Origin of the sequence: Porticoccus hydrocarbonoclasticus MCTG13d (assembly GCF_000744735.1) — a bacterium.
Taxonomy (GTDB): Bacteria; Pseudomonadota; Gammaproteobacteria; order Pseudomonadales; family Porticoccaceae; genus Porticoccus; species Porticoccus hydrocarbonoclasticus.
This window is the reverse complement of record NZ_JQMM01000001.1, coordinates 1913972-1934036: the sequence shown is the minus strand read 5'-3', so window position 1 is coordinate 1934036 and position 20065 is coordinate 1913972. Positions and strand designations below refer to the sequence as shown.

19 protein-coding genes are annotated in these 20065 nt (G+C 50.5%); 12 read left to right on the top strand and 7 right to left on the bottom strand.

Annotated features, from left to right (window positions below; translation table 11 throughout):
* Position 1 precedes the first annotated feature (1 nt).
* The 4 genes from bcp to U740_RS09205 all read left to right on the top strand — a co-directional run bounded on the left by bcp (position 2) and on the right by U740_RS09205 (position 3282).
* Positions 2-478, top strand: coding sequence for a thioredoxin-dependent thiol peroxidase (bcp, locus tag U740_RS09220; RefSeq protein ID WP_036860357.1), 477 nt, complete (start codon positions 2-4; stop codon positions 476-478).
* A gap of 75 nt (positions 479-553) precedes the next feature.
* Positions 554-889, top strand: a complete 336-nt coding sequence (gene yajC / locus U740_RS09215) for a preprotein translocase subunit YajC (protein ID WP_036860356.1) — start codon at positions 554-556, stop codon at positions 887-889.
* Between the two features lie 33 nt (positions 890-922).
* Positions 923-1939, top strand: coding sequence for a D-cysteine desulfhydrase family protein (locus U740_RS09210; protein ID WP_036860353.1), 1017 nt, complete (start codon positions 923-925; stop codon positions 1937-1939).
* Positions 1940-1953: 14 nt separating this feature from the next.
* Positions 1954-3282 carry an alanine/glycine:cation symporter family protein gene (locus U740_RS09205; protein ID WP_036861788.1) on the top strand — a complete coding sequence of 443 codons (1329 nt, stop codon included), beginning with the start codon at positions 1954-1956 and terminating at the stop codon, positions 3280-3282.
* Positions 3283-3310: 28 nt separating this feature from the next.
* On the opposite strand, the gene U740_RS12205 is transcribed toward U740_RS09205, so the two are convergent.
* Positions 3311-3643: a DUF411 domain-containing protein gene (locus U740_RS12205; RefSeq protein WP_036861786.1), complete on the bottom strand. Its 333-nt coding sequence runs from the start codon at positions 3641-3643 to the stop codon at positions 3311-3313.
* Between the two features lie 496 nt (positions 3644-4139).
* Between U740_RS12205 and U740_RS09195 the strand changes: the two genes are divergently transcribed.
* The gene (locus U740_RS09195; protein WP_036860350.1) at positions 4140-5045 is read left to right on the top strand and encodes a 5'-nucleotidase; all 906 of its coding nucleotides are present in this window, start codon (positions 4140-4142) and stop codon (positions 5043-5045) included.
* Between the two features lie 5 nt (positions 5046-5050).
* On the opposite strand, the gene U740_RS09190 is transcribed toward U740_RS09195, so the two are convergent.
* Entirely contained in the window at positions 5051-5839 is a 789-nt protein-coding gene (locus U740_RS09190) for a sulfite exporter TauE/SafE family protein (RefSeq protein ID WP_235189853.1), read from the bottom strand.
* Between the two features lie 114 nt (positions 5840-5953).
* Here U740_RS09190 and cysB point away from each other — a divergent pair, with 114 nt between their 5' ends.
* Positions 5954-6928 carry an HTH-type transcriptional regulator CysB gene (gene cysB / locus U740_RS09185; protein WP_036860349.1) on the top strand — a complete coding sequence of 325 codons (975 nt, stop codon included), beginning with the start codon at positions 5954-5956 and terminating at the stop codon, positions 6926-6928.
* A 70-nt stretch (positions 6929-6998) separates the two neighbouring features.
* On the opposite strand, the gene U740_RS09180 is transcribed toward cysB, so the two are convergent.
* Together U740_RS09180 and U740_RS09175 are read right to left on the bottom strand one after the other, a co-directional pair.
* The gene (locus U740_RS09180) at positions 6999-7334 is read right to left on the bottom strand and encodes a hypothetical protein (protein WP_036860348.1); all 336 of its coding nucleotides are present in this window, start codon (positions 7332-7334) and stop codon (positions 6999-7001) included.
* A gap of 14 nt (positions 7335-7348) precedes the next feature.
* Positions 7349-8080 (bottom strand): phosphoadenylyl-sulfate reductase, encoded by a 732-nt coding sequence (locus U740_RS09175; RefSeq protein WP_051921374.1) that lies wholly within the window; start codon positions 8078-8080, stop codon positions 7349-7351.
* Between the two features lie 251 nt (positions 8081-8331).
* Here U740_RS09175 and thrH point away from each other — a divergent pair, with 251 nt between their 5' ends.
* On the top strand, positions 8332-8949 hold the full coding sequence (thrH, locus tag U740_RS09170; RefSeq protein ID WP_036860346.1) for a bifunctional phosphoserine phosphatase/homoserine phosphotransferase ThrH: 618 nt from the start codon (positions 8332-8334) through the stop codon (positions 8947-8949).
* 11 nt (positions 8950-8960) lie between these two features.
* Here thrH and pabB read toward each other — a convergent pair whose 3' ends face one another.
* On the bottom strand, positions 8961-10349 hold the full coding sequence (gene pabB / locus U740_RS09165; protein WP_036860343.1) for an aminodeoxychorismate synthase component I: 1389 nt from the start codon (positions 10347-10349) through the stop codon (positions 8961-8963).
* A gap of 317 nt (positions 10350-10666) precedes the next feature.
* Between pabB and rraA the strand changes: the two genes are divergently transcribed.
* Positions 10667-11158, top strand: coding sequence for a ribonuclease E activity regulator RraA (gene rraA / locus U740_RS09160; RefSeq protein WP_036860341.1), 492 nt, complete (start codon positions 10667-10669; stop codon positions 11156-11158).
* A 90-nt stretch (positions 11159-11248) separates the two neighbouring features.
* Positions 11249-11800: a cytochrome b gene (locus tag U740_RS09155; protein ID WP_036860340.1), complete on the top strand. Its 552-nt coding sequence runs from the start codon at positions 11249-11251 to the stop codon at positions 11798-11800.
* A 439-nt stretch (positions 11801-12239) separates the two neighbouring features.
* On the opposite strand, the gene U740_RS09150 is transcribed toward U740_RS09155, so the two are convergent.
* Positions 12240-13832, bottom strand: a complete 1593-nt coding sequence (locus tag U740_RS09150) for an isocitrate lyase (RefSeq protein WP_036860338.1) — start codon at positions 13830-13832, stop codon at positions 12240-12242.
* A 110-nt stretch (positions 13833-13942) separates the two neighbouring features.
* Between U740_RS09150 and U740_RS09145 the strand changes: the two genes are divergently transcribed.
* Positions 13943-14881, top strand: coding sequence for a LysR family transcriptional regulator (locus U740_RS09145; RefSeq protein WP_036860336.1), 939 nt, complete (start codon positions 13943-13945; stop codon positions 14879-14881).
* Positions 14882-15000: 119 nt separating this feature from the next.
* A complete protein-coding gene (locus U740_RS09140) occupies positions 15001-17166 on the top strand; it encodes a malate synthase G (RefSeq protein WP_036860335.1) in 2166 nt (721 codons plus the stop codon).
* A 77-nt stretch (positions 17167-17243) separates the two neighbouring features.
* On the opposite strand, the gene U740_RS11895 is transcribed toward U740_RS09140, so the two are convergent.
* Positions 17244-18215: a GNAT family N-acetyltransferase gene (locus U740_RS11895; RefSeq protein WP_051921372.1), complete on the bottom strand. Its 972-nt coding sequence runs from the start codon at positions 18213-18215 to the stop codon at positions 17244-17246.
* Positions 18216-18346: 131 nt separating this feature from the next.
* Between U740_RS11895 and ggt the strand changes: the two genes are divergently transcribed.
* On the top strand, positions 18347-20044 hold the full coding sequence (gene ggt / locus U740_RS09130; RefSeq protein WP_051921370.1) for a gamma-glutamyltransferase: 1698 nt from the start codon (positions 18347-18349) through the stop codon (positions 20042-20044).
* Positions 20045-20065 lie beyond the last annotated feature (21 nt).

Below are 20065 nucleotides of genomic sequence, written 5' to 3'. Positions count from 1 at the left end.
CATGCCATTTCCTAAAGTGGGAAGCGCAGCGCCAGCGTTCAGCCTAAAAAATCAGCGTGGTGAGACGATTAAACTGACAGACTTTAAGGGCAATAAAAATGTCGTGTTGTACTTCTATCCCAAAGCCATGACGCCGGGTTGTACCGTCCAAGCCTGTGGCATCCGTGATACCAAGTCTGAATTTGCCAAACTTGATACGGTTGTTTTGGGCATTAGCCCTGACCCTTATCCACGGTTGGCCCGGTTTGAAGAAAAACAGCAACTGAATTTTGATCTCCTTTCAGATGAGGATCATGCAGTTACGGAGACTTATGGCTGCTGGGGCATGAAGAAGTTCATGGGCCGTGAATTTATGGGCGTGTTGCGCACCTCGATTGTTATCGACAAGCAGGGCAAGATCAGGTTGGTAATGGACAAGGTCAAAACAAAGACCCACCACGATGATATTCTGGGGTGGGTGAAGGAAAATCTGGTTTGAGGTGGAGCCAGTATCGCGCTAAAGTCCCGCTTCTGTTTTATAACACACTGTTCAAATAAATAATGAGGTAACCGAATGTCATTTGATTTATCACAGGTTGTAATGGCGGCGCCTGCTCCGTCCGGCTCCGAACCAAACCCGATCTTCACACTACTGATGTTCGGTGGGCTGTTTCTTTTTATGTATTTTCTGATTATCCGTCCACAGCGCAAACGTCAGAAGGAACACCGTGAACTGACTGGTTCACTGGGCAAGGGAGATGAGGTGGTAATGAATAGCGGGTTGCTCGGCAAGATCACCAAACTTGATGATGACTATATGACCATACAGGTGGCCAATAATGTGGAATTAAAGTTCCAGAGGGCGGCTGTTCACGCTGTTTTGCCCAAAGGCACCATCAAGGATATCTGAGAGAAGGCCGCATATGCGGCCTTTTTTTTGCCCATGATTCCGGACAAGCTCAATCTTGCGCAGCTGCCTACGCCGCTCCAGTTTTTGCCGCGGTTATCCACTGAATTGGCCGGTCCGAGAATCTGGGTTAAACGCGATGACCTCACTGGTTGTGCCGTCAGTGGCAACAAAGTCAGAAAACTCGAATTTGTTCTGGCCCGGGCAATAGCAGAGGGCGCTGATACGCTGCTTACCAGTGGCGGTCTACAGTCCAATCATTGCAGAGCGACGGCTGTTTTGGGTGCACAGCTGGGTTTAAAGGTGCACCTGATTCTCAGGGGTGAGCTGCCCGAGCGGCCACCCGATGGCAATTTACTACTGGACAGTCTGGTCGGGGCAGAAATCAGCTGTTATCCACAGAAACAATATCAACACTTGCCTGAATTGATTGACCACTGGCTTGATTTTTATCGTAGTCGGGGTCGCAAGCCATATGTCATCCCCACGGGTGCCAGTGACGGCATTGGCATTTGGGGTTATCTGCACTCTGTCAGTGAGCTGGCATGCCAATTCAGGGAGCTCGAGATCAAGCCGGACGCTATTGTCTGTGCAACAGGGTCTGGAGGTACACAGGCAGGCCTGACACTTGGTTGCCACCTATCCCAGTTGGATATACCTGTGGTGGGATTTGCCGTTTGTGATGATGCCGCGTATTTTCATAACAAGATCAGAGAAGATATCAGTGACTGGACGAGACGTTACGGTACATCTGTGGACATGACGCAAGTGGCTATTCAGGTCAACGATCGTTATATCGGTCCCGGCTATGGCCGGGCAAGGGCAGAGGTCTTCTCCACTATCCGTCACATGGCCTCTCTCGAGGGACTGATACTCGACCCGGTCTATACCGGTAAGGCGTTTTACGGCCTGGTTGAGGAAATCAAGGCAGGGGTGTTTCAGGACGCCTCCGATATTGTATTTATTCATACTGGTGGTCTGTTTGGTCTGTATGCCCAGCGCGATGAACTGGGCATTCAGCTTAAATCTTCAGCGTCAGGTTTGATTGAGTGACATTAGGTGAATCCATGACTCTGCAATCTGTGGTCAATAGCATCAACGGGTTTGTGTGGGGACCAGTGATGCTGTGCCTTATCCTCGGCACAGGCCTCTATTTGACGGTTGGTCTGGGCGGGCTGCCCATACGAAAAATAGGCTACGGTTTCAGGCAATTATTCATTGGGAGAAATGGTAGTGGCGATGGGGATATCAGTCCCTTCAATGCGCTGATGACATCGCTATCGGCTACGATTGGAACTGGCAATATTGTCGGTGTTGCCACGGCTGTCAGTATCGGTGGCCCCGGGGCACTCTTCTGGATGTGGTGTACTGCCTTGCTGGGAATGGCCACCAAGTACGGTGAAGCTGTATTGGCGGTGCACTATCGTGAAACGGACAAGCGAGGCAGGAAAGTCGGTGGGCCAATGTACTATATCCGCAATGGATTGGGTCCAAAATGGGCATGGTTGGGGTTGTTGTTTGCGGTTTTTGGCACCCTCGCCGGGTTTGGGATTGGCAATACTGTTCAAGCGAACTCGGTGGCGGATGCATTGCACAGCAGCTTTGCGGTGCCCGAACAGCTTACCGGTGCAGTAATGACTGCCCTGGTGGGCCTGGTATTACTCGGTGGTATTCAACGAATTGCGCAAGTAGCCGGAAAACTGGTGCCTTTCATGACGATCCTTTATCTTCTGGTTACAGGGATCATATTGATGATTAACATTGGTGAGGTCCCCGAAACCTTGGTGCTGGTGGTAAAAAGCGCTTTTTCGCCGGTGGCTGCAGGGGGTGGTTTTGCCGGGGCGACCATTATGCTGGCACTTCGTATGGGGGTGGCTCGTGGCATATTTTCTAACGAGGCGGGTTTGGGGAGCGCCCCCATTGCCCATGCAGCTGCCGAAACCAACAGTCCGGTTCGCCAGGGTACCATTGCTATGTTGGGTACCTTTATTGACACTATCGTGATTTGCACGATGACAGGTTTGGTGTTGATCCTGACGGGTGCCTGGAACAGTGGTGAGCAGGGTGCTGCACTCACTGCATTCGCTTTTAATAGCGTGCTGCCCCATGGCGACAAAGTGGTTGCCGTCAGTTTGGCCTTGTTTGCTTTTACCACGATCCTGGGCTGGAGCTATTATGGCGAACGCTGTGCCGAGTACCTCTTTGGCATCAATGTTATTGTGCCGTTTCGCATAGTATGGGTTGTCGCTGTATTTGTGGGTGCGACATCGCAGTTGAGCCTGGTGTGGAGTCTTGCCGATACGCTTAACGGTATGATGGCCGTGCCTAATCTCATCGGCCTGCTATTGCTAAGTCCGGTCATTTTCAGGCTGACCCGTGAGTATTTTGATCAATAGACAGTTTGCTGCCCCTCTTAACGTGTGATCATTGCTGGTCGGCACTCTCCACAGAGGCATAAACCTCAGTGCTGCCATCCTTTTTCAGTAAATAGATGTTATAGGGTCTAAACCGACCTTCCATTTCCATACCGGGGCTGCCGACAGGCATACCCGGCACCGCCAGACCAAGCGCACCATCGGGGGGATTGTTCATGAATTGTGTCACAAATTTAGCCGGCACATGACCCTCCATGACATAGCCGTTTTCAAAGACTGCGGTGTGGCAGGACTGATGCTCTGAATCGATACCCAGGCTACTTTTTACCGCCGTCAGATTTTCAGGATGGTGAATAAGTGCGTGATAACCCCTGTCGGACATATATTCCATCCACTCTTCACAGCATCCACAGGATTCACTTTTGTAGAGGTTGTAAGAGGATGAAGTCAATGGTTTCGACATACTGCTTGAGACTCGATCAGATTCGGTATTTTCTTCGCTTGTACATCCGGTCACCATGAGAAAAGTCAGTAAAAACCCTGTTAAAACGTATTTTTTTATACTAGTCATGGATATCTCCAAGGTGTGAGTGCCAAGTATCCGTTAAAATGGGAGTATCGTTGTTTCAATTTGCTATTGCTGAAGAGCATGAGTGAAATTATTCTCATGGTAAAGTTTATCCAGCAATCAGCCACTCATTGTCCCGGTTAGTTGTCACCATGATTGTGGCAATCTTCTATACGAGTGTACAAGATTGGGTAGATCAATTGACAAAAAGGACTCTGTCTCGATACGAGCTAACGTGTGGTGTTTTTATTTAATGGGTTGTTTTTACTTTTACTAGGGTGTAACGGGTAAGTCCCCTGAGGAATAGTCTGTGTCAAAAAACTTTGGTGACAAACTGGTGATTGCCATTTCTTCCAGGGCCCTGTTTGACTTGGATGAAAGCCATCGGGTCTATGAGCAGGAGGGGTTGGATGCCTATTCCCGTTACCAAGTGGCGCACGAAGATGAGGTTCTTGCGCCGGGTGAGGCCTTTCCCATGGTAAAAAAACTGCTGAGAATCAATGAAAAGTTGGATGGGGATCCAAGGGTAGAGGTGATTTTACTCTCCCGGAATTCGGCTGACACCGGGTTGCGAGTGTTTAATTCCATTGAGCACTATGGATTGAATATCAGCCGTGCCGCCTTTTGTGGCGGAGCAAGCCCCTACCGGTATGTCTCCGCTTTTGGTTGCCATTTGTTTCTTTCGACCAATGCAGAAGATGTCTGTAATGCCCTGAATAACGGGATTGCAGCGGCAACGTTAATATCATCGGGGTCCAGAGATCGCAATGACGATGAGCTTCGCTTTGCCTTTGATGGTGATGCTGTATTGTTTTCCGATGAATCGGAACGTGTGTATAAGGAAAGCGGGCTGGCGGCATTCACCCAAAGTGAGAAAGCCGCAGCAAGGCAGCCGATGAGCGGTGGCCCCTTCAAACATTTCCTTCAGGTTTTGCATACCCTGCAGTCAGAATTTCCACCTGAGAGCTGCCCTATTCGGACAGCTCTCGTCACGGCACGCTCTGCACCGGCCCATGAACGGGTCGTGCGAACACTCCGAACATGGGATATCCGGATAGACGAGTCCCTGTTTCTTGGTGGTCTGGAGAAGGGCGCCTTCCTTAAATCCTACGGAGCGGATGTGTTTTTTGACGATCAGCAGGCTCATTGTGAGTCGGCAAAGTCCCATGTGGCTACCGGACATGTGCCCCATGGCATAGCTAACAAACAGGACTGACCAGTTTAGAACAGGGCGAATTTGATGCCCATACCGAGCAACAGACAGGCTAAAATCGGTTGCAATACCCTGCTTGGGAGCCGGGCTGCCAGTCTGGTGCCTAGGTGGATGGCTGGCAGTGATCCTATCAACAGTGATCCAAGCAGCACCAAATCGACATTGCCCAGCAAGAATAAATGACCAAGTCCGGCAATCAGGGTCAGTGGCACTGCGTGGGCAATGTCAGTTCCTACCACGTGCAGTGCCGGCAGTCGGGGATAGAGAACCATCAGTAGTGCTGCACAAAAGGCCCCTGCGCCCACCGATGAGAGTGTGACAAAGATACCCAGAAAAATGCCCGACACAAAGGTCACCTTCGTGGCGTGTAGCTGAAAAAAGGCCCCTGTGGCACCGTGCGGACGATCGGAAGCATTACGAAGAAAGCGTTTCAGTAAAATTACGGCAGCGGTAATGATCAGCATGATACCGAGACTGGTCGTCAGGATTTCCCGATACTCTTCTGCATCTGTAAACACGTGATAGAGGAGCTGGGATGTGATAAGGGATGCCGGTATGCTACCAGCAGCGAGATAGGCAACCAGTCGCCACTGAATACTTTTCTGTCTGGTGTGGGCCACAACACCACTGGCCTTTGTGATGGCGGCATAGAGGAGGTCAGTGCCGATAGCAACATTGTAGGGGATGCCGAACATAATCAGCATAGGTGTCATCAATGATCCGCCACCCACACCGGTGAGCCCGACGACTAGCCCCACGAAAGCACCGGACCCAACGTACAACAAAAAATCCAGCACAATTAATCCACTTCTATCCCCAAAATAACCTGGAAACTCTAGCAATTTGTACCTATTCTTCAAAGGAATAATTTCTTATATTTTTATATCATTGTCGTCTATCCGGGTGAATGCATGAAATTACAACAGCTTCGATATATCTGGGCAGTGGCACACCATGAGTTGAATGTTTCTGCCACGGCCCAAAGCCTTTACACCTCACAACCAGGTATCAGTAAGCAGATACGCCTGCTAGAAGATGAACTCGGTGTGGAAATCTTTTCGCGCAGTGGTAAACATCTCACGCGTGTTACTCCGGCGGGCGATGAGATTCTGCGTGTAGCCGGGGATATTTTGCGGAAAGTTGATAGCATCAAGCAATTGGCCCAGGAGCATAATGACCCCAGGCGCGGCAGCCTTACTATCGCGACAACCCATACCCAGGCGCGTTATGCGCTACCGCCGGTTATTGAAGCCTTTATTGATAAATATCCCGAGGTTTCATTACATATGCATCAGGGTACACCGATGCAGATCTCTGAGCAGGCTGTAGATGGCTCGGTGGATTTCGCAATTGCCACTGAGGCGTTGGAGTTGTTTCACGATCTGCTGATGATGCCTTGTTATCGCTGGAATCGCTGTATTCTGGTTCCCAGGGACCATCCGCTGGCTCAGGTATCAAAATTGACACTGGAGGAGGTGTCGACTTACCCATTGGTCACCTACGTGTTTGGCTTTACAGGACGTTCACGTCTTGATGAGGCCTTCAATGACCGGGGGCTCATTCCAAAAGTGGTATTCACCGCCACAGACTCTGATGTGATCAAGACTTATGTGCGATTGGGTTTGGGTATTGGCATTGTTGCGCACATGGCCTACGACCCGCTCAAGGACAGTGATCTGGTGGCATTGGATGCATCTCATCTGTTTAAGCCCAGTATCACCAGTATCGGATTTCGGCGAGGCACGTATTTACGGGGATATATGTATGATTTTATCGAGTTGTTTGCCCCTCATCTGACGCGGGATAGAATCACTGAAGCCAGTGCTATTCATGCGAAAGATGATCTGGAGAAATTTTTCAATGCGGTAGAGCTGCCAGAGCTTTAGTCCATTTGGTTTACCCGTCAACCGGACACCCGGGGCTGAACAAGAGTGAACCAAAGAATGGCTTCAAGCCTTATAGAAAGTCGAGATCGGGGTTGTCGTTAAGAATTTCCTTAAGCTCGTCCTCTTCACGGGTTTTCTGGTTAAGCACCTCTTTGACAAACTTGAAATAGACGGTGTAAGTCTCCGGTTGCTGGCCTTCCCGCTCAACCACAAAAAAAGGTGCCTGCTCCACATTGTAACGTCTCGCCAGCACCATTCCCGGTGAGCTGGTGTCCCGTTCATCAGCCAGTAAAACCTCGTCTATTAGAGACATCTGGTCAGCAGCTTCCATTTTTTGCTGCACGTCTTCGCACTTTCTGCAGAGACTGCCGTCCAGCTTGATCTTTTTGACGAGTGTGATTTTCATGTGTCTGTCCCGGTTTATTTTTGCGTATTGACGGCGTGCAGACCGCATTCTTTCATTGTAGCTTCTTCCCACCACCAACGACCCTCGCGCTCATGCTGGCCGGGGCCGGTGGCACGTGTGCAGGGTTCGCAGCCGATACTGATATAGCCACGGTCGTGTAATTCGTTATAGGGCACGTTATTGGAGCGAATGTATGCCCAGACCTGATTTGATGACCAGTTGGCCAGTGGGTTGAATTTGGTCAGGGTGTCATCGGGCCGGGCAAATGCCTTGTCGTCCTGAATCACAGGGATAGCTGTGCGAGTGCCGGGGCTCTGGTCACGACGCTGACCGGTTACCCAGGCGTCCACTGTCAGCAATTTACGGCGCAGGGGACCAATCTTACGGATACTGCAGCACTCTTTGTGACCGTCGCGGTAAAAACTGAAAAGTCCTTTCTCTCGCACCATATTATTGACGGCGTAGGCATCGGGAAAAACCACATCGATTTGGATACCGTAATGTTCCCGGACCTTTTCGATAAAGCGATAGGTTTCGGCATGCAGGCGACCCGTGTCTAGGGAAAAGACCTGTAATTTTTCCGGGTTGATCCTGTGCGCCATATCAATCAGTACAACATCCTCTGCACCACTGAATGAGATGGCAATATTGTCAAATTGCTCAAGGGCGTAGGCAATAATCTCCTGTGGAGACTGATTGGATAATTCCCGATCGAGATCAAGAGTGTTCAGAAGGTTTGCAGTCATGGGAGTTACTCAATATTCTCAATAAGTTAGAGGGGTTGTCCTCAAAGTCGCGCATCATACCAAAGCCACCACTAAAGCAAAAATAATCAGAAACTATAACCTTCATCAATATGGCTATTAAAAATCTGTAAAAAGGGTATTTCCTCTGCCTGTGCAGCCATCAAAAGCATTGCAACTTTATTGCGCAATATCCCTGAAATCGTTAGAGTGGCGCGGTCTTATTTTGGTCTCGCACGATTAAGGGTGACATTGTGGAAATCGCTTGTTTGGATCTTGAAGGCGTACTGATTCCTGAAATATGGATTGCCTTTGCCGAGAAAACCGGTATTGATGCGCTCAAGCGTACTACCCGGGATGAACCGGATTACGATGTGCTGATGCGTTACCGCCTGGATATTCTGGACCGACACGGTCTGGGGCTTAAGGAGATTCAAGAGGTGATAGCTACGCTATCGCCTCTTGAAGGAGCGCGAGAGTTTGTTGACTGGCTGCGGGAACGCTTCCAGGTGGTGATTCTCTCCGATACTTTTTATGAGTTCGCCCAGCCCTTGATGCGTCAGTTGGGATTTCCCGCGTTGCTATGTCACAAACTGGAAACAGACCAGGACGGTCGTGTGGTTAATTACCACTTGCGGCAGGCCAACCCAAAGCGCCAGGCGATTGTCGGCTTTAAAAGCATGTACTACCGGACTATTGCTGCCGGCGACTCCTATAACGATACGACCATGCTGGCAGAGGCCGATGTCGGTATCCTGTTTCATGCACCTCAGAATGTTATTGAGCAATTTCCACAATTTCCGGCTGTCCATACATTTGAGGCGCTCAAACAGGAATTCATCAAGGCGAGTGTTAGGGATCTTAGCTTGTAGGGGGTCGGGGTTTATCCAGTGGGGCTATCCGGCTCGATAAGTACTCGGATCTTGTCCAGAATTTCCTGGAATTCACTTTCGGCATTTGAGTCGGCCACGATGCCGCCACCTCCCCAACAGTGCAGTTTGTCACCATCAGCCAGGATCGTGCGGATGGCGATGTTGGTATCCATTCGCCCTGTGCTGCTTATATAGCCAATGCTGCCGCAGTACACCGAACGGCGACAGGTTTCCAGTGTTTCAATGATTTCCATGGCGCGTTTTTTTGGTGCCCCGGTGATAGAGCCTCCGGGGAAACAACCCCGCAACAGTGACAACGGTGATTCGTCTTCACGAAGCTTTCCGGTCACCGTGCTGACCAGGTGATGTACGTTGGGAAAGCTTTCAAGCGCAAAGAGCTTCGGTACCCGAATCGAGCCTGGCTGACAGGTTTTCCCGAGATCATTGCGCAGCAAATCGACAATCATCAGATTTTCAGCCCGATTTTTGGTGCTGTTCATCAACTCAATAGCATTTTGTTGATCCTCTTCCACCGTTCTGCCCCGCCTGGCAGTACCCTTGATAGGCTTGGTTTCCACCTGCCCGGCAGAGAGTTTCAGAAACCGCTCGGGGGAGAAGCTTAATACGGCCTGATTGCGCTTTCCGAACTGATAATAGCAACTGTAGGGTGAAGGCAATATCCGTCGTAATGCTCTGTATAGATGCCAGCTATCACCTTGGTATTTCGCTGAAAAATGTCGGGCGAGATTGACCTGATAGCAATCGCCCTCACTAATATACTCCTTGATGTGGCTGACAGCATTCAGATAAGCATCTCTGCTCATTGAGGGCTCAAACGGATTTGTTCCTTCGCCATCGCTGCCCGGGAGGCTTTCTCTATTGTCGGCCTGCTTCAGTCGTTTCGTGACGGTTTCGCGAAGGTCCCCCGGGCAATCGTTGCGAAAAATCAGCCAGGCTTTTCTCGATGAGTGGTTGAGAACAAGGGCCCAGTTGTAAAGCCCCAATCGCAGATCTGGCAGTGAGTCCACTTTGCCCAACAGGTTCGGGAGCACTTCGATGCGGTGGCCAAGGTCGTAGCCAAAATAGCCGGCCAGCCCCCCCAGAAAAGGATACTGGCTCAAGCCGTGATCGACTGTTCCAAGGGTGTCGAGGAGTTGCTGTGCCAGCGCGAACGGGTCTTCAGAGGACTCAGAGATAGCCTGAGATGTTGTGATTTGTGTGATCTTGCCCACTGTCTCGAGAATCGTGGTCGGTTGGGCTGAAATGATGTCAAACCGACCAGAGAGGCTGCGAGGCTTGCCGCTGTCCATCCAGATGGGGTCATCAAAATCCCGTATTGCTGCAAAGAGCGCTTCGGCATCGGGGCGGTAGGGAAAATCGGTGATATCCACGTTAGGCATGGTCGGTAGTCTACGGTAGAAGCGAGTCTGTTTCAGACTAATTCGGCGTTGTTGTTGTATTTTACAGCACTTTATTCATGCCTTATTTTTGAATTGTGCAGGAAGCGCAGTATTTCTGTTATTGCTCCATGTCTCTGATCATGGCAATCTCAGCGCCCATAAGCGTTCATAGACCAGACGACAACTTGCCTATCCCAAATATCAGGTTGGTGTGCGGGGTTGTTTGCATGCACGCAGAGAGAGTATCGATTGCTGGCGTCGCTCTGATCAATTCGGGCCGCTGGGAATGAATATTGGATGAACAACAGGCTGGAGTCATGATGTTTTTTGCAACCCCTGATCTTTGCGATGATTATCCCGAGCTGGTGCAGGTAATGGAACCAATGATGACTAATTATGGTGGGAGGGATACGTTTGGCGGTGAAATTGTTACTGTTAAATGTCATGAGGACAATTCGCTGGTGAAAGAGAGTGCCGGTAAGCCCGGTCATGGAAAAGTGCTCGTGGTGGACGGTGGTGGCTCGCTGCGGCGTGCGCTGCTGGGCGATATGATTGCCGAAAATGCGGTCAGGAATGGGTGGGAAGGGTTGATTATTTACGGTTGTGTCCGCGATGTTGATGCGTTGGCAGAGCTGGATCTGGGTGTGCAGGCACTGGCATCGATCCCTTTGAAAACCGACAAGCGTGGAATTGGTGATCTGAATGTGCCAGTGACATTTGGCGGTATTACCTTCCACCCCGGTGGGTATGTGTATGCTGATAACAATGGCGTCATCGTATCGCCCAGCCCATTGGTTGGAGAGGGGTGAGTTGGAGCGGTTTGGCTTGATGCATATCACAAATCAATTGGTGCAGTAGGTTAAGCTCAAACGCATAACAGTTTTTTATCAGGAGTTATCGTGGATTGGCGTAATACGAGAGAGCATTATGGTTGGGTGTCGGTGTCTTTACACTGGCTGATGTTACTGTTGTTGATCGCGGTTTATGGCTGTATTGAATTGCGCGAACTCTATCCAAAGGGCAGTGACCCTCGCGAAGCCTTTAAAGCTTGGCATTTTATGCTGGGGTTGACTGTTTTTATTCTTGTCTGGATCCGGTTGGTTGCCCAGCTTTTACAAGTGAGGCCGGAGATTTTGCCGGCGCCACCTCGCTGGCAGGTGCTGGTGGGAAGGTCGATGCATGCCATTTTATACCTATTTATGATTGCCATGCCGCTGATGGGTTGGCTGGTACTCAGTGGCAGCGGTAAGCCTGTGCCTTTTTTCGGGGCGACTTTTCCGGCATTGATGGCGGAAAACGAAACGCTGGCCAAAGCCATTAAAGAGGTTCATGAAATGGTTGGCAGCGCAGGGTATTTTTTGATAGGTATTCACGCACTGGCGGGACTTTTTCACCATTACATATTGCGCGATAACACGTTGCTTCGAATATCTCCAAAAAAGTTTAAATAGCACTTATAGTTCTTTGTTTTTTATTATATTTGCGGAGGTTTTTTTCCTGTAAATCGCAGCTAACTTCCACCGTGAGAGCTGCTAATAAACCACAGTAAAATTCTATTTTATCAACGCTGGTTTCATAGCCCACTGGCTGTAGCGACAGACAGGAAGCGCTTGAGAATCCAGCAAGTAGTTTACCTTGTTTTGGAAAAGCCGGTGGCCGGTCTGTCATCCCCGAACGGACTGTGGTGATTGACTCAAATGAATGCCGGTAGTGTTGATGTGATCCATTCAGGGAAAATCCTAACATTGAGGCATACGGCCTTCGAGAATCGTGTCGAGCTGGTTACATGGCGTGATGCTGAAACAGCAGTGTAACGAGCAAGGCAAAAAAAAGGAGCTGCGAAGCAGCTCCCAAACTTTTACTCTTAGGGGAATAGGTGATCAATGAACTCTAGAACTGGTTCATTGTATTGTCTTTACCGCCGGCCTTGAGAGCGGCTTCACCAGCAAAATATTCTTTGTGGTTATCACCGATATCGGAACCAGCCATGTTCTGGTGTTTTACGCAGGCGATGCCCTGACGGATTTCCTGGCGTTGAACGCCTTTCACATAAGCCAGCATACCCTGATCTGCAAAGTAGCCTTTTGCCAGATTGTCAGTGGACAGGGCAGCCGTGTGGTAGGTCGGCAGGGTGATCAGGTGGTGGAAGATACCCGCCTCGCGAGCCGCGTCCGCCTGGAAGGTGCGGATTTTCTCGTCAGCCAGCTTCGCCAGCTCGGTTTCATCGTAGTCTACGCTCATCAGTTTTTCGCGATCATATGCAGAAACATCTTTGCCTTCAGCCTGCATGGCATCAAAGACCTGCTGGCGGAAGTTCAACGTCCAGTTGAAGGAAGGACTGTTGTTGTAGACCAGTTTGGCATTGGGCACTGCTTCGCGAATTCGGTTAACCATTTCAGCGATCTGACCAACGTGGGGTTTTTCGGTTTCGATCCACAGCAGGTCGGCGCCATTTTGCAGGCTGGTGATACAGTCCAGAACGACGCGGTCAATACCGGTGTCCTTGCGGAACTGGAACAGACCTGAGGCCAGACGTTTTGGTTTGAGTAGCTTGCCATTGGCCTTGATTACTACATCACCGTTCTGGATGTCTTCTGCACTCTGTACGTAATCACCATCGAGGAAGCTGTTGTACTGGTCACCCAAATCGCCGGGTTCGTTGGTCACAGCAATCTGCTTGGTCAGGCCAGCGCCGAGGGAGTCGGTACGTGCAACGATAACGCCGTCGTCGACACCCAGCTCCAGGAACGCGTAGCGAACAGCATTGATTTTGGCCAGGAAGTCGGAGTGGGGGACAGTGACTTTACCGTCCTGGTGACCGCATTGCTTTTCGTCCGATACCTGGTTCTCAATCTGGATACAGCATGCGCCCGCTTCGATCATTTTCTTCGCCAACAGGTAGGTCGCTTCGGGGTTGCCAAAACCGGCATCGATATCGGCGACGATCGGTACCACGTGGGTCTCAAAATTCTCGATCTGGTTTAACAGGTCGGCTTCTTTTGCTTTATCTCCGGCTTCGCGGGCAGCATCCAGGTCCATGAACAGCTGATCCAGCTCGCGGGCATCGGCCTGGCGAAGAAATGTATAAAGCTCTTCGATCAGCGAAGAAACAGAGGTTTTTTCGTGCATTGACTGATCGGGCAGGGGGCCGAACTCAGAACGCAGTGCGGCAACCATCCAGCCTGACAGGTACAGGTAGCGTTTCTTGGTGGTTTTGAGGTGTTTTTTGATGGCGATCAGTTTTTGTTGACCGATAAAGCCATGCCAGCAACCCAGGGATTGGGTGTATTGAGAGCTGTCGGCATCATAAGCTGCCATATCATCACGCATGATTTTGGCAGTATAGCGGGCAATATCCAGACCAGTGCGGAAACGGTTCTGAATACGCATGCGGGCTGCCGACTCGGGGTTGATGGCGCTCCAGGTGCTGTTGGCATTGCGCACTTTGGCTACAGCATCAATCTCTTTGGTGTAGTTTGACATGGTGTGTCCTTCCAGTTTGGATAAGAGAAAAGGAAAATTTGTGGATACGGATTCTAGCCATCGACCTAAAATTTAGCTAATCTATAGTTATTATTTTCGGTATTTTTAAAATGAATATAAGAAACGTCGATCTGAATCTGCTGGTGTATCTGGATGTGCTGCTGAAAGAGCGCAATGTTACCAGAGCTGCGGAGAATATGGGTATCAGTCAGCCAGCCATGAGTAATGGTCTGAGGCGACTTCGGGACTTATTCAATGATCCATTACTGGTGAGAACCAGTGATGGCATGACACCCACTGAGCGGGCCGAACAGCTACAGCCCATAGTCCGGGAAGTTTTGGCGTCTGTTGAAAAAGCGGTTGTTCCCCGGCGCGAGTTCAATGCAGCTGAGGCTGACCGGGTCTTCCGGATCTCTGTCAGCGACTATACCGAGTCGACATTGTTGCCGCATCTGATGCGTCGTTTACGCTCTGAAGCTCCAAACATAACACTTGATGTATTGACGCCCAGCGATATCAGTTATCAGGATGTCGAGCAGGGCAGTATTGATCTGGTGATCAACCGTTTCGACGTGTTGCCGCAGTCGTTTCATCAGATGACCATTTGGCGGGATACGTTTTCCTGTGTGGCGAGTATCCACAATCCGATTATTCACGACTTTACTCTGGACAATTATCTGGATAGCGGCCATGTCTGGGTCAGTAAAACAGGGATGGGCGTCGGGGTCGGTATGGAACCCGGGGCTGAGCAGCGCCTTGGTTGGGTCGATGAGGCCTTGACCAGGATTGGCAAGAAACGTCGTATCCGGGTGTTCACCCGCCATTATCAGGCTGCCATGAGGTTGGCTGAGTTGCATGATCTGGTGATTACTTTGCCTACCAAGGCTGCCTCATTACTGGTGGATAATCCGCATGTGGCGATTCTCGAGCCACCCTTTGATATTCCGGAAATCGAGCTGAAAATGGCCTGGAGTCCACTGTTGCAGCACAATCCTGCACATCAGTGGATACGGCGAACCATTGCAGACGTGGCGAAAACACTGGATTGATACGGCTAACGTCATTCGTTGAGTAAATAGCGAAAATAATACCTATAAAATTGCTAAATCCCCACCGGGTTCCCTACAATTCTCGCTCGTCTTCCCTATCGTAACCACAGGGCTCAATCATGACTGAACGTATTCAAGTGAGTGGACTTCAGGTGTCCCAAGCCATTCACGACCTCGTCAAACACGACATTATCCCCGGCACTGGAATTGATCTGGCGGCTTTCTGGCAGTCATTCAGCGCAATTATCGATGAATTTGCGCCCAAAAATCGTCAACTGCTTAAAAAGCGTGATCAGCTGCAGGCACAAATTGATGCCTGGCATCAGCAGCATAGCGGTCGGGCTCACAACCTTGCCGATTACAAGGCCTTCCTGACAGAAATTGATTATCTGGTTCCAGAGGGTGAAGGTTTCTCGATCACGACGGAGAAAGTTGACCCCGAAATTGCCCAACAGGCAGGACCGCAATTGGTGGTGCCCGTCATGAATGCCCGCTTTGCCCTGAATGCGGCCAATGCTCGCTGGGGTAGTCTATACGATGCACTTTATGGTACCGATGTCCTTCCGGAAACCGATGGTGCCGAGAAGACGGCGAAGTACAACCCGGCTCGCGGTGCCCTAGTAATCGCGTATGCCCGAAAACTCCTTGATGACACAGTACCTCTTGCTGGTCATTCCCACAAAAATGCCACTCAATACCGTGTTATTGATGGCCGGTTGCAGGTGATGCTGGATGACGGTAGTCAGGTTGGTCTCGCTGATCCGGGAAAATTTGTCGGATACCAGGGAGATGCTGAAAATCCTAGAGCTATTCTTTTTGAAAACAACAAGATACATATGGAAATTCAAATTGATCGAAATAGTCAAATTGGCTCTTCAGACGCGGCGGGCGTCAAAGACATCCTGATGGAAGCAGCCTTGACCACCATCATGGACTGTGAAGACTCCGTGGCCGCTGTCGATGCCGAAGACAAGGCGCTGGTTTACCGCAACTGGCTTGGCCTGATGAAAGGCGATCTTGAGGAAACCCTCAACAAGGCTGGCAAGACCATTGTGCGCCGCATGAACCCGGACCGCGAATACACCAGCCCGAATGGCGGTGATCTGGTCTTACCCGGCCGCAGCTTGCTGTTTGTCCGCAATGTGGGTCACCTGATGACCAACCCTGCGATCCTTGACGCTGGGTGTAATGAAATTCCGGAAGGGATTATGGATGCCATGATCACCAGTCTGATCGCCATTCATGACCTGAAAGGCAACAGCACCGTCCGCAACAGTAAAACCGGCAGTGTTTATATCGTAAAGCCGAAAATGCACGGTCCGGAAGAGGTGGCATTTACCAACAGCCTGTTCAATGCGGTGGAAGATGCCCTTGCTTTGCCCAGAAATACCCTAAAAGTGGGCATTATGGATGAGGAGCGCCGTACCTCTGTAAACCTGAAAGAGTGTATTCGCGCCGCCAGTGAGCGTGTGGTCTTTATTAATACAGGTTTTCTCGACCGCACAGGTGACGAGATTCATACCAGTATGGAAGCAGGTCCGTTTGCGCCAAAGGGCCAGTTGAAGACCCTGAAGTGGATCACCGCCTACGAAGACCAGAACGTGGATGTGGGGCTGGCTTGTGGACTGAAAGGACGTGCCCAGATTGGCAAGGGCATGTGGCCGATTCCAGACCATATGGCCGATATGATGGTGGCCAAGATAGGCCACCCAAAAGCAGGTGCCAATACTGCCTGGGTACCCTCACCCACTGCGGCAACATTGCACGCGATTCACTATCACCAGGTAGACGTTTTTGCCCTGCAAAATGAACTGGCGAATCGGGTTCCCGCCAGTGTGGATGATATTTTGACCATCCCACTGCTGGATGGTGAACTGACCGCAGAGGACATTCAGAAAGAACTGGACAACAATGCTCAAGGCATTCTTGGTTATGTGGTTCGGTGGGTGGAGCAGGGCATTGGTTGCTCCAAGGTACCTGATATCAATAATGTTGGTCTTATGGAAGACCGCGCGACTTTGCGTATTTCTAGCCAGCACATAGCCAACTGGTTGCGCCATGGGATTTGTGGCGAAGAGCAGGTGATGGAAACCATGAAGCGCATGGCTAAAATTGTCGATGCCCAAAATGCTGACGATCCGGATTACCGTCCCATGGCGTCAAACTTTGATACCAGTGTGGCGTTTGCTGCGGCATGTGATCTGGTGTTCAAGGGCTGTGCTCAGCCCAGTGGTTATACTGAACCTCTGTTGCATGCCTATCGGCAGAAGGCGAAGTTACAGTAATCGTCGATATTGCCCGAGAAAAACGCTGTTCCTGGGAACGGCGTTTTTTTTCTCGTCGGTTTAAGAGTAGTGTCCACCTAGATGTGCAGGCGTCGTAACTCCGGGTCCACTTCTCCCTGCTCCCAATGGTTATCAAATTCCTCCACAAGTTCAACTGCTTCCAGTGGGGCATATGACACGGCATAACCGATAAACCGTTCGGGCTCTTGTTTGTAGAGTATGCCGCTCTTGTCGATCAATAAAAATTCACGGTGCAGACAGGGTTCCAGTGAATTGAATTTTCGCATCTGGATGCGGCTGGGCAGGCGGTGACAGAGTTCCTTGAGCTGGTTGGTTTGGTGTCTGATCTGATAAAGATCCCTGACCAGAATGTTCACCCTGGCCAGCGGGTGGCTGGTCGCAAATGTGTAAATTGCATCGCAAAACTCAGTATTGCTGTAGATAGCCGCTTCCAGTCGCTCTGAAAAAATACGAACCTCCCGATGGGCCAGCTGTACCAGTGAAACAGCCTGATCACGGAATTGATCCAGTCCTTCAACGGAAATTCGTTGGCGATCTTCTTCGGTAATTTCTTTCAGAACCGGTTTTGGTGTGTGATCTGTAAATTGGTGCAGGTCCAGTACCATTTTTCTGTGTGGGATACCCGCATCGAGAAAATTTTCGCCCTGTACAGTAAAACCGAAGCCCTCGTAAAAAGGTAATGCCGTGATTTGTGCATTCAGCGTCAGCTCCTGGTGCCCCTCACGGACGGCGTATTTGATCATTTTGCGCATCAGTGCCGATCCGACACCCAACTGCCGATAGTCCTTTAATACAGCCATCCTGCCAATCTGGCCATCTGGCAGCATTCTGGCTGTCGCCATAGGAATATCGTCAGGTCCATACGCGAGCCAATGCATGGCAACTGGATCGTGTTCATCAATCTCTTCTTCAATGGGTACATGTTGTTCATCGACGAACACTTGATGACGTATCGCCTTGAGCTGCACATTTGAGTTTTGCCAACTGGTTTGTTCAACCTCAATAGGAAAAAAGTCAACCGTTTCCACAGAGCACCCCCTCTTTTTGCTTATCTTAGCTGTGGGATGGCCATATAAACAGTGGTGGATGTTACGCTAAGATCAGTACTGGAAGACAACAGGGAATAAATGTGGGTGCTTTAATCATAAGATCGATACTAATGGCAATGTTATTGCCGGCGATGCTTTATGCCGATGAGGCACCGATAATTTTTGAATACGACGACCGCTTTCATCCGGTTTATTCTGATGGCGGTATGGTTGTATCCCAGGAGTATCTGGCCAGTCAGGTGGGCGCCGATATTTTGAAACGGGGGGGCAATGCGGTGGATGCAGCTGTCGCCACTGGTTTTGCGCTGGCTGTTACCCTGCCTCAGGCCGGTAATCTCGGTGGCGGCGGGTTCATGATGGTGTATCTGGCCGAGAAAGATAAAACACTGGCTATCGACTACCGTGAAATGGCTCCGGCTGCTGCCCGAAAGGATCAATTTCTTGACCACAATGGGAAAGTTGATAAATCACTCTCCCGATTCAGCCATCAGGCTGTCGGTGTCCCCGGGACAGTGGCCGGCCTGGTTCACGCGCTTGAACGTTACGGCACGATGAGCCTGTCAAAAGTCATGGCGCCGGCTATCGCACTGGCCAGAAAGGGCTTTGTTGTGAACCATGAACTGGCTGCTTCACTCAATAAGGCTGCCCCCCGGTTACAGTCCCATCCGGCATCTTCCAGCTATTTTTTTCGCTCAGATGGTAAGCCGCTAAAGGTTGGCAGCCTATGGCGCCAGGCTGACCTGGCGACCACGTTGGAGCTTATTGCCACCAGAGGTACCGATGGATTCTATCGTGGTCCGGTTGCCAAACTGATTACCGATGAAATGGCGAGGGGGAAGGGGCTTATTACAGCCCGTGATCTGGTTAAATATCGGGTTGTTGAGCGCCGGCCCATATCTGGGATCTATCGTGGTTATCGAATTGATTCCATGCCACCGCCATCCTCTGGCGGTGTTCATCTCATCCAGATGCTCAATATACTGGAGGGCTGGGATTTGGTGCCCCATGGTCACAACAGTGCCGCTTACCTGCATCGCCTGATAGAGTCCATGCGGCGTGCTTATGCTGACCGCAGCAGACACCTTGGTGACCCGGACTATTACCCGGTTCCGGTAGACCGTCTCATTGATAAGCAGTATGCAGCACAGTTGCGCAAGGACATTGATCTGAGCAGGGCCAGTCGGTCGGAGGACGTCCAGCCGCACCTGGCTGTGCCTGAAGAAAGCCCCCAAACAACCCATTTTGTCGTCTGGGACGAGCAGGGCAATGTAGTGAGCAATACCTATACACTGAATTTTTCATACGGTAGTGGTATTGCTGTGACGGGCGGCGGTTTTCTGCTCAATAATGAAATGGATGATTTCTCGGCAAAGGCCGGGGTGCCCAATGCCTACGGGCTGACCGGTGAAGAAGCCAATGCTATCGGTCCGGGAAAACGGCCGCTGTCTTCAATGACACCTACGATAGTATTCCGGGACGGAAAACCGATTATGGCAACGGGCAGCCCGGGGGGCAGTACCATTATTACGGTGGTGTTGCAGCATATTCTTAATCACCTCGATTTTGATATGAATATTGCCGAAGCTGCTGCGGTACCCCGTATTCATCATCAATGGCTGCCTGACCAGGTTGTGTTTGAGCGAGGTATTAGCCCCGATACCATCCAAATACTTGAGGAAATGGGGCATGAAACATCTCCTCACGCCCGTGTGCTGGGCAAAGTTCAGGCTATTGCTGAAAAGAGTGGTCGTCGTTCAGGTGTGACCGATACCCGTTGGCCCGGAGGCGGCGTTGCTATCGATAAGTAATGCAGGTGACTGTCAGTAAGC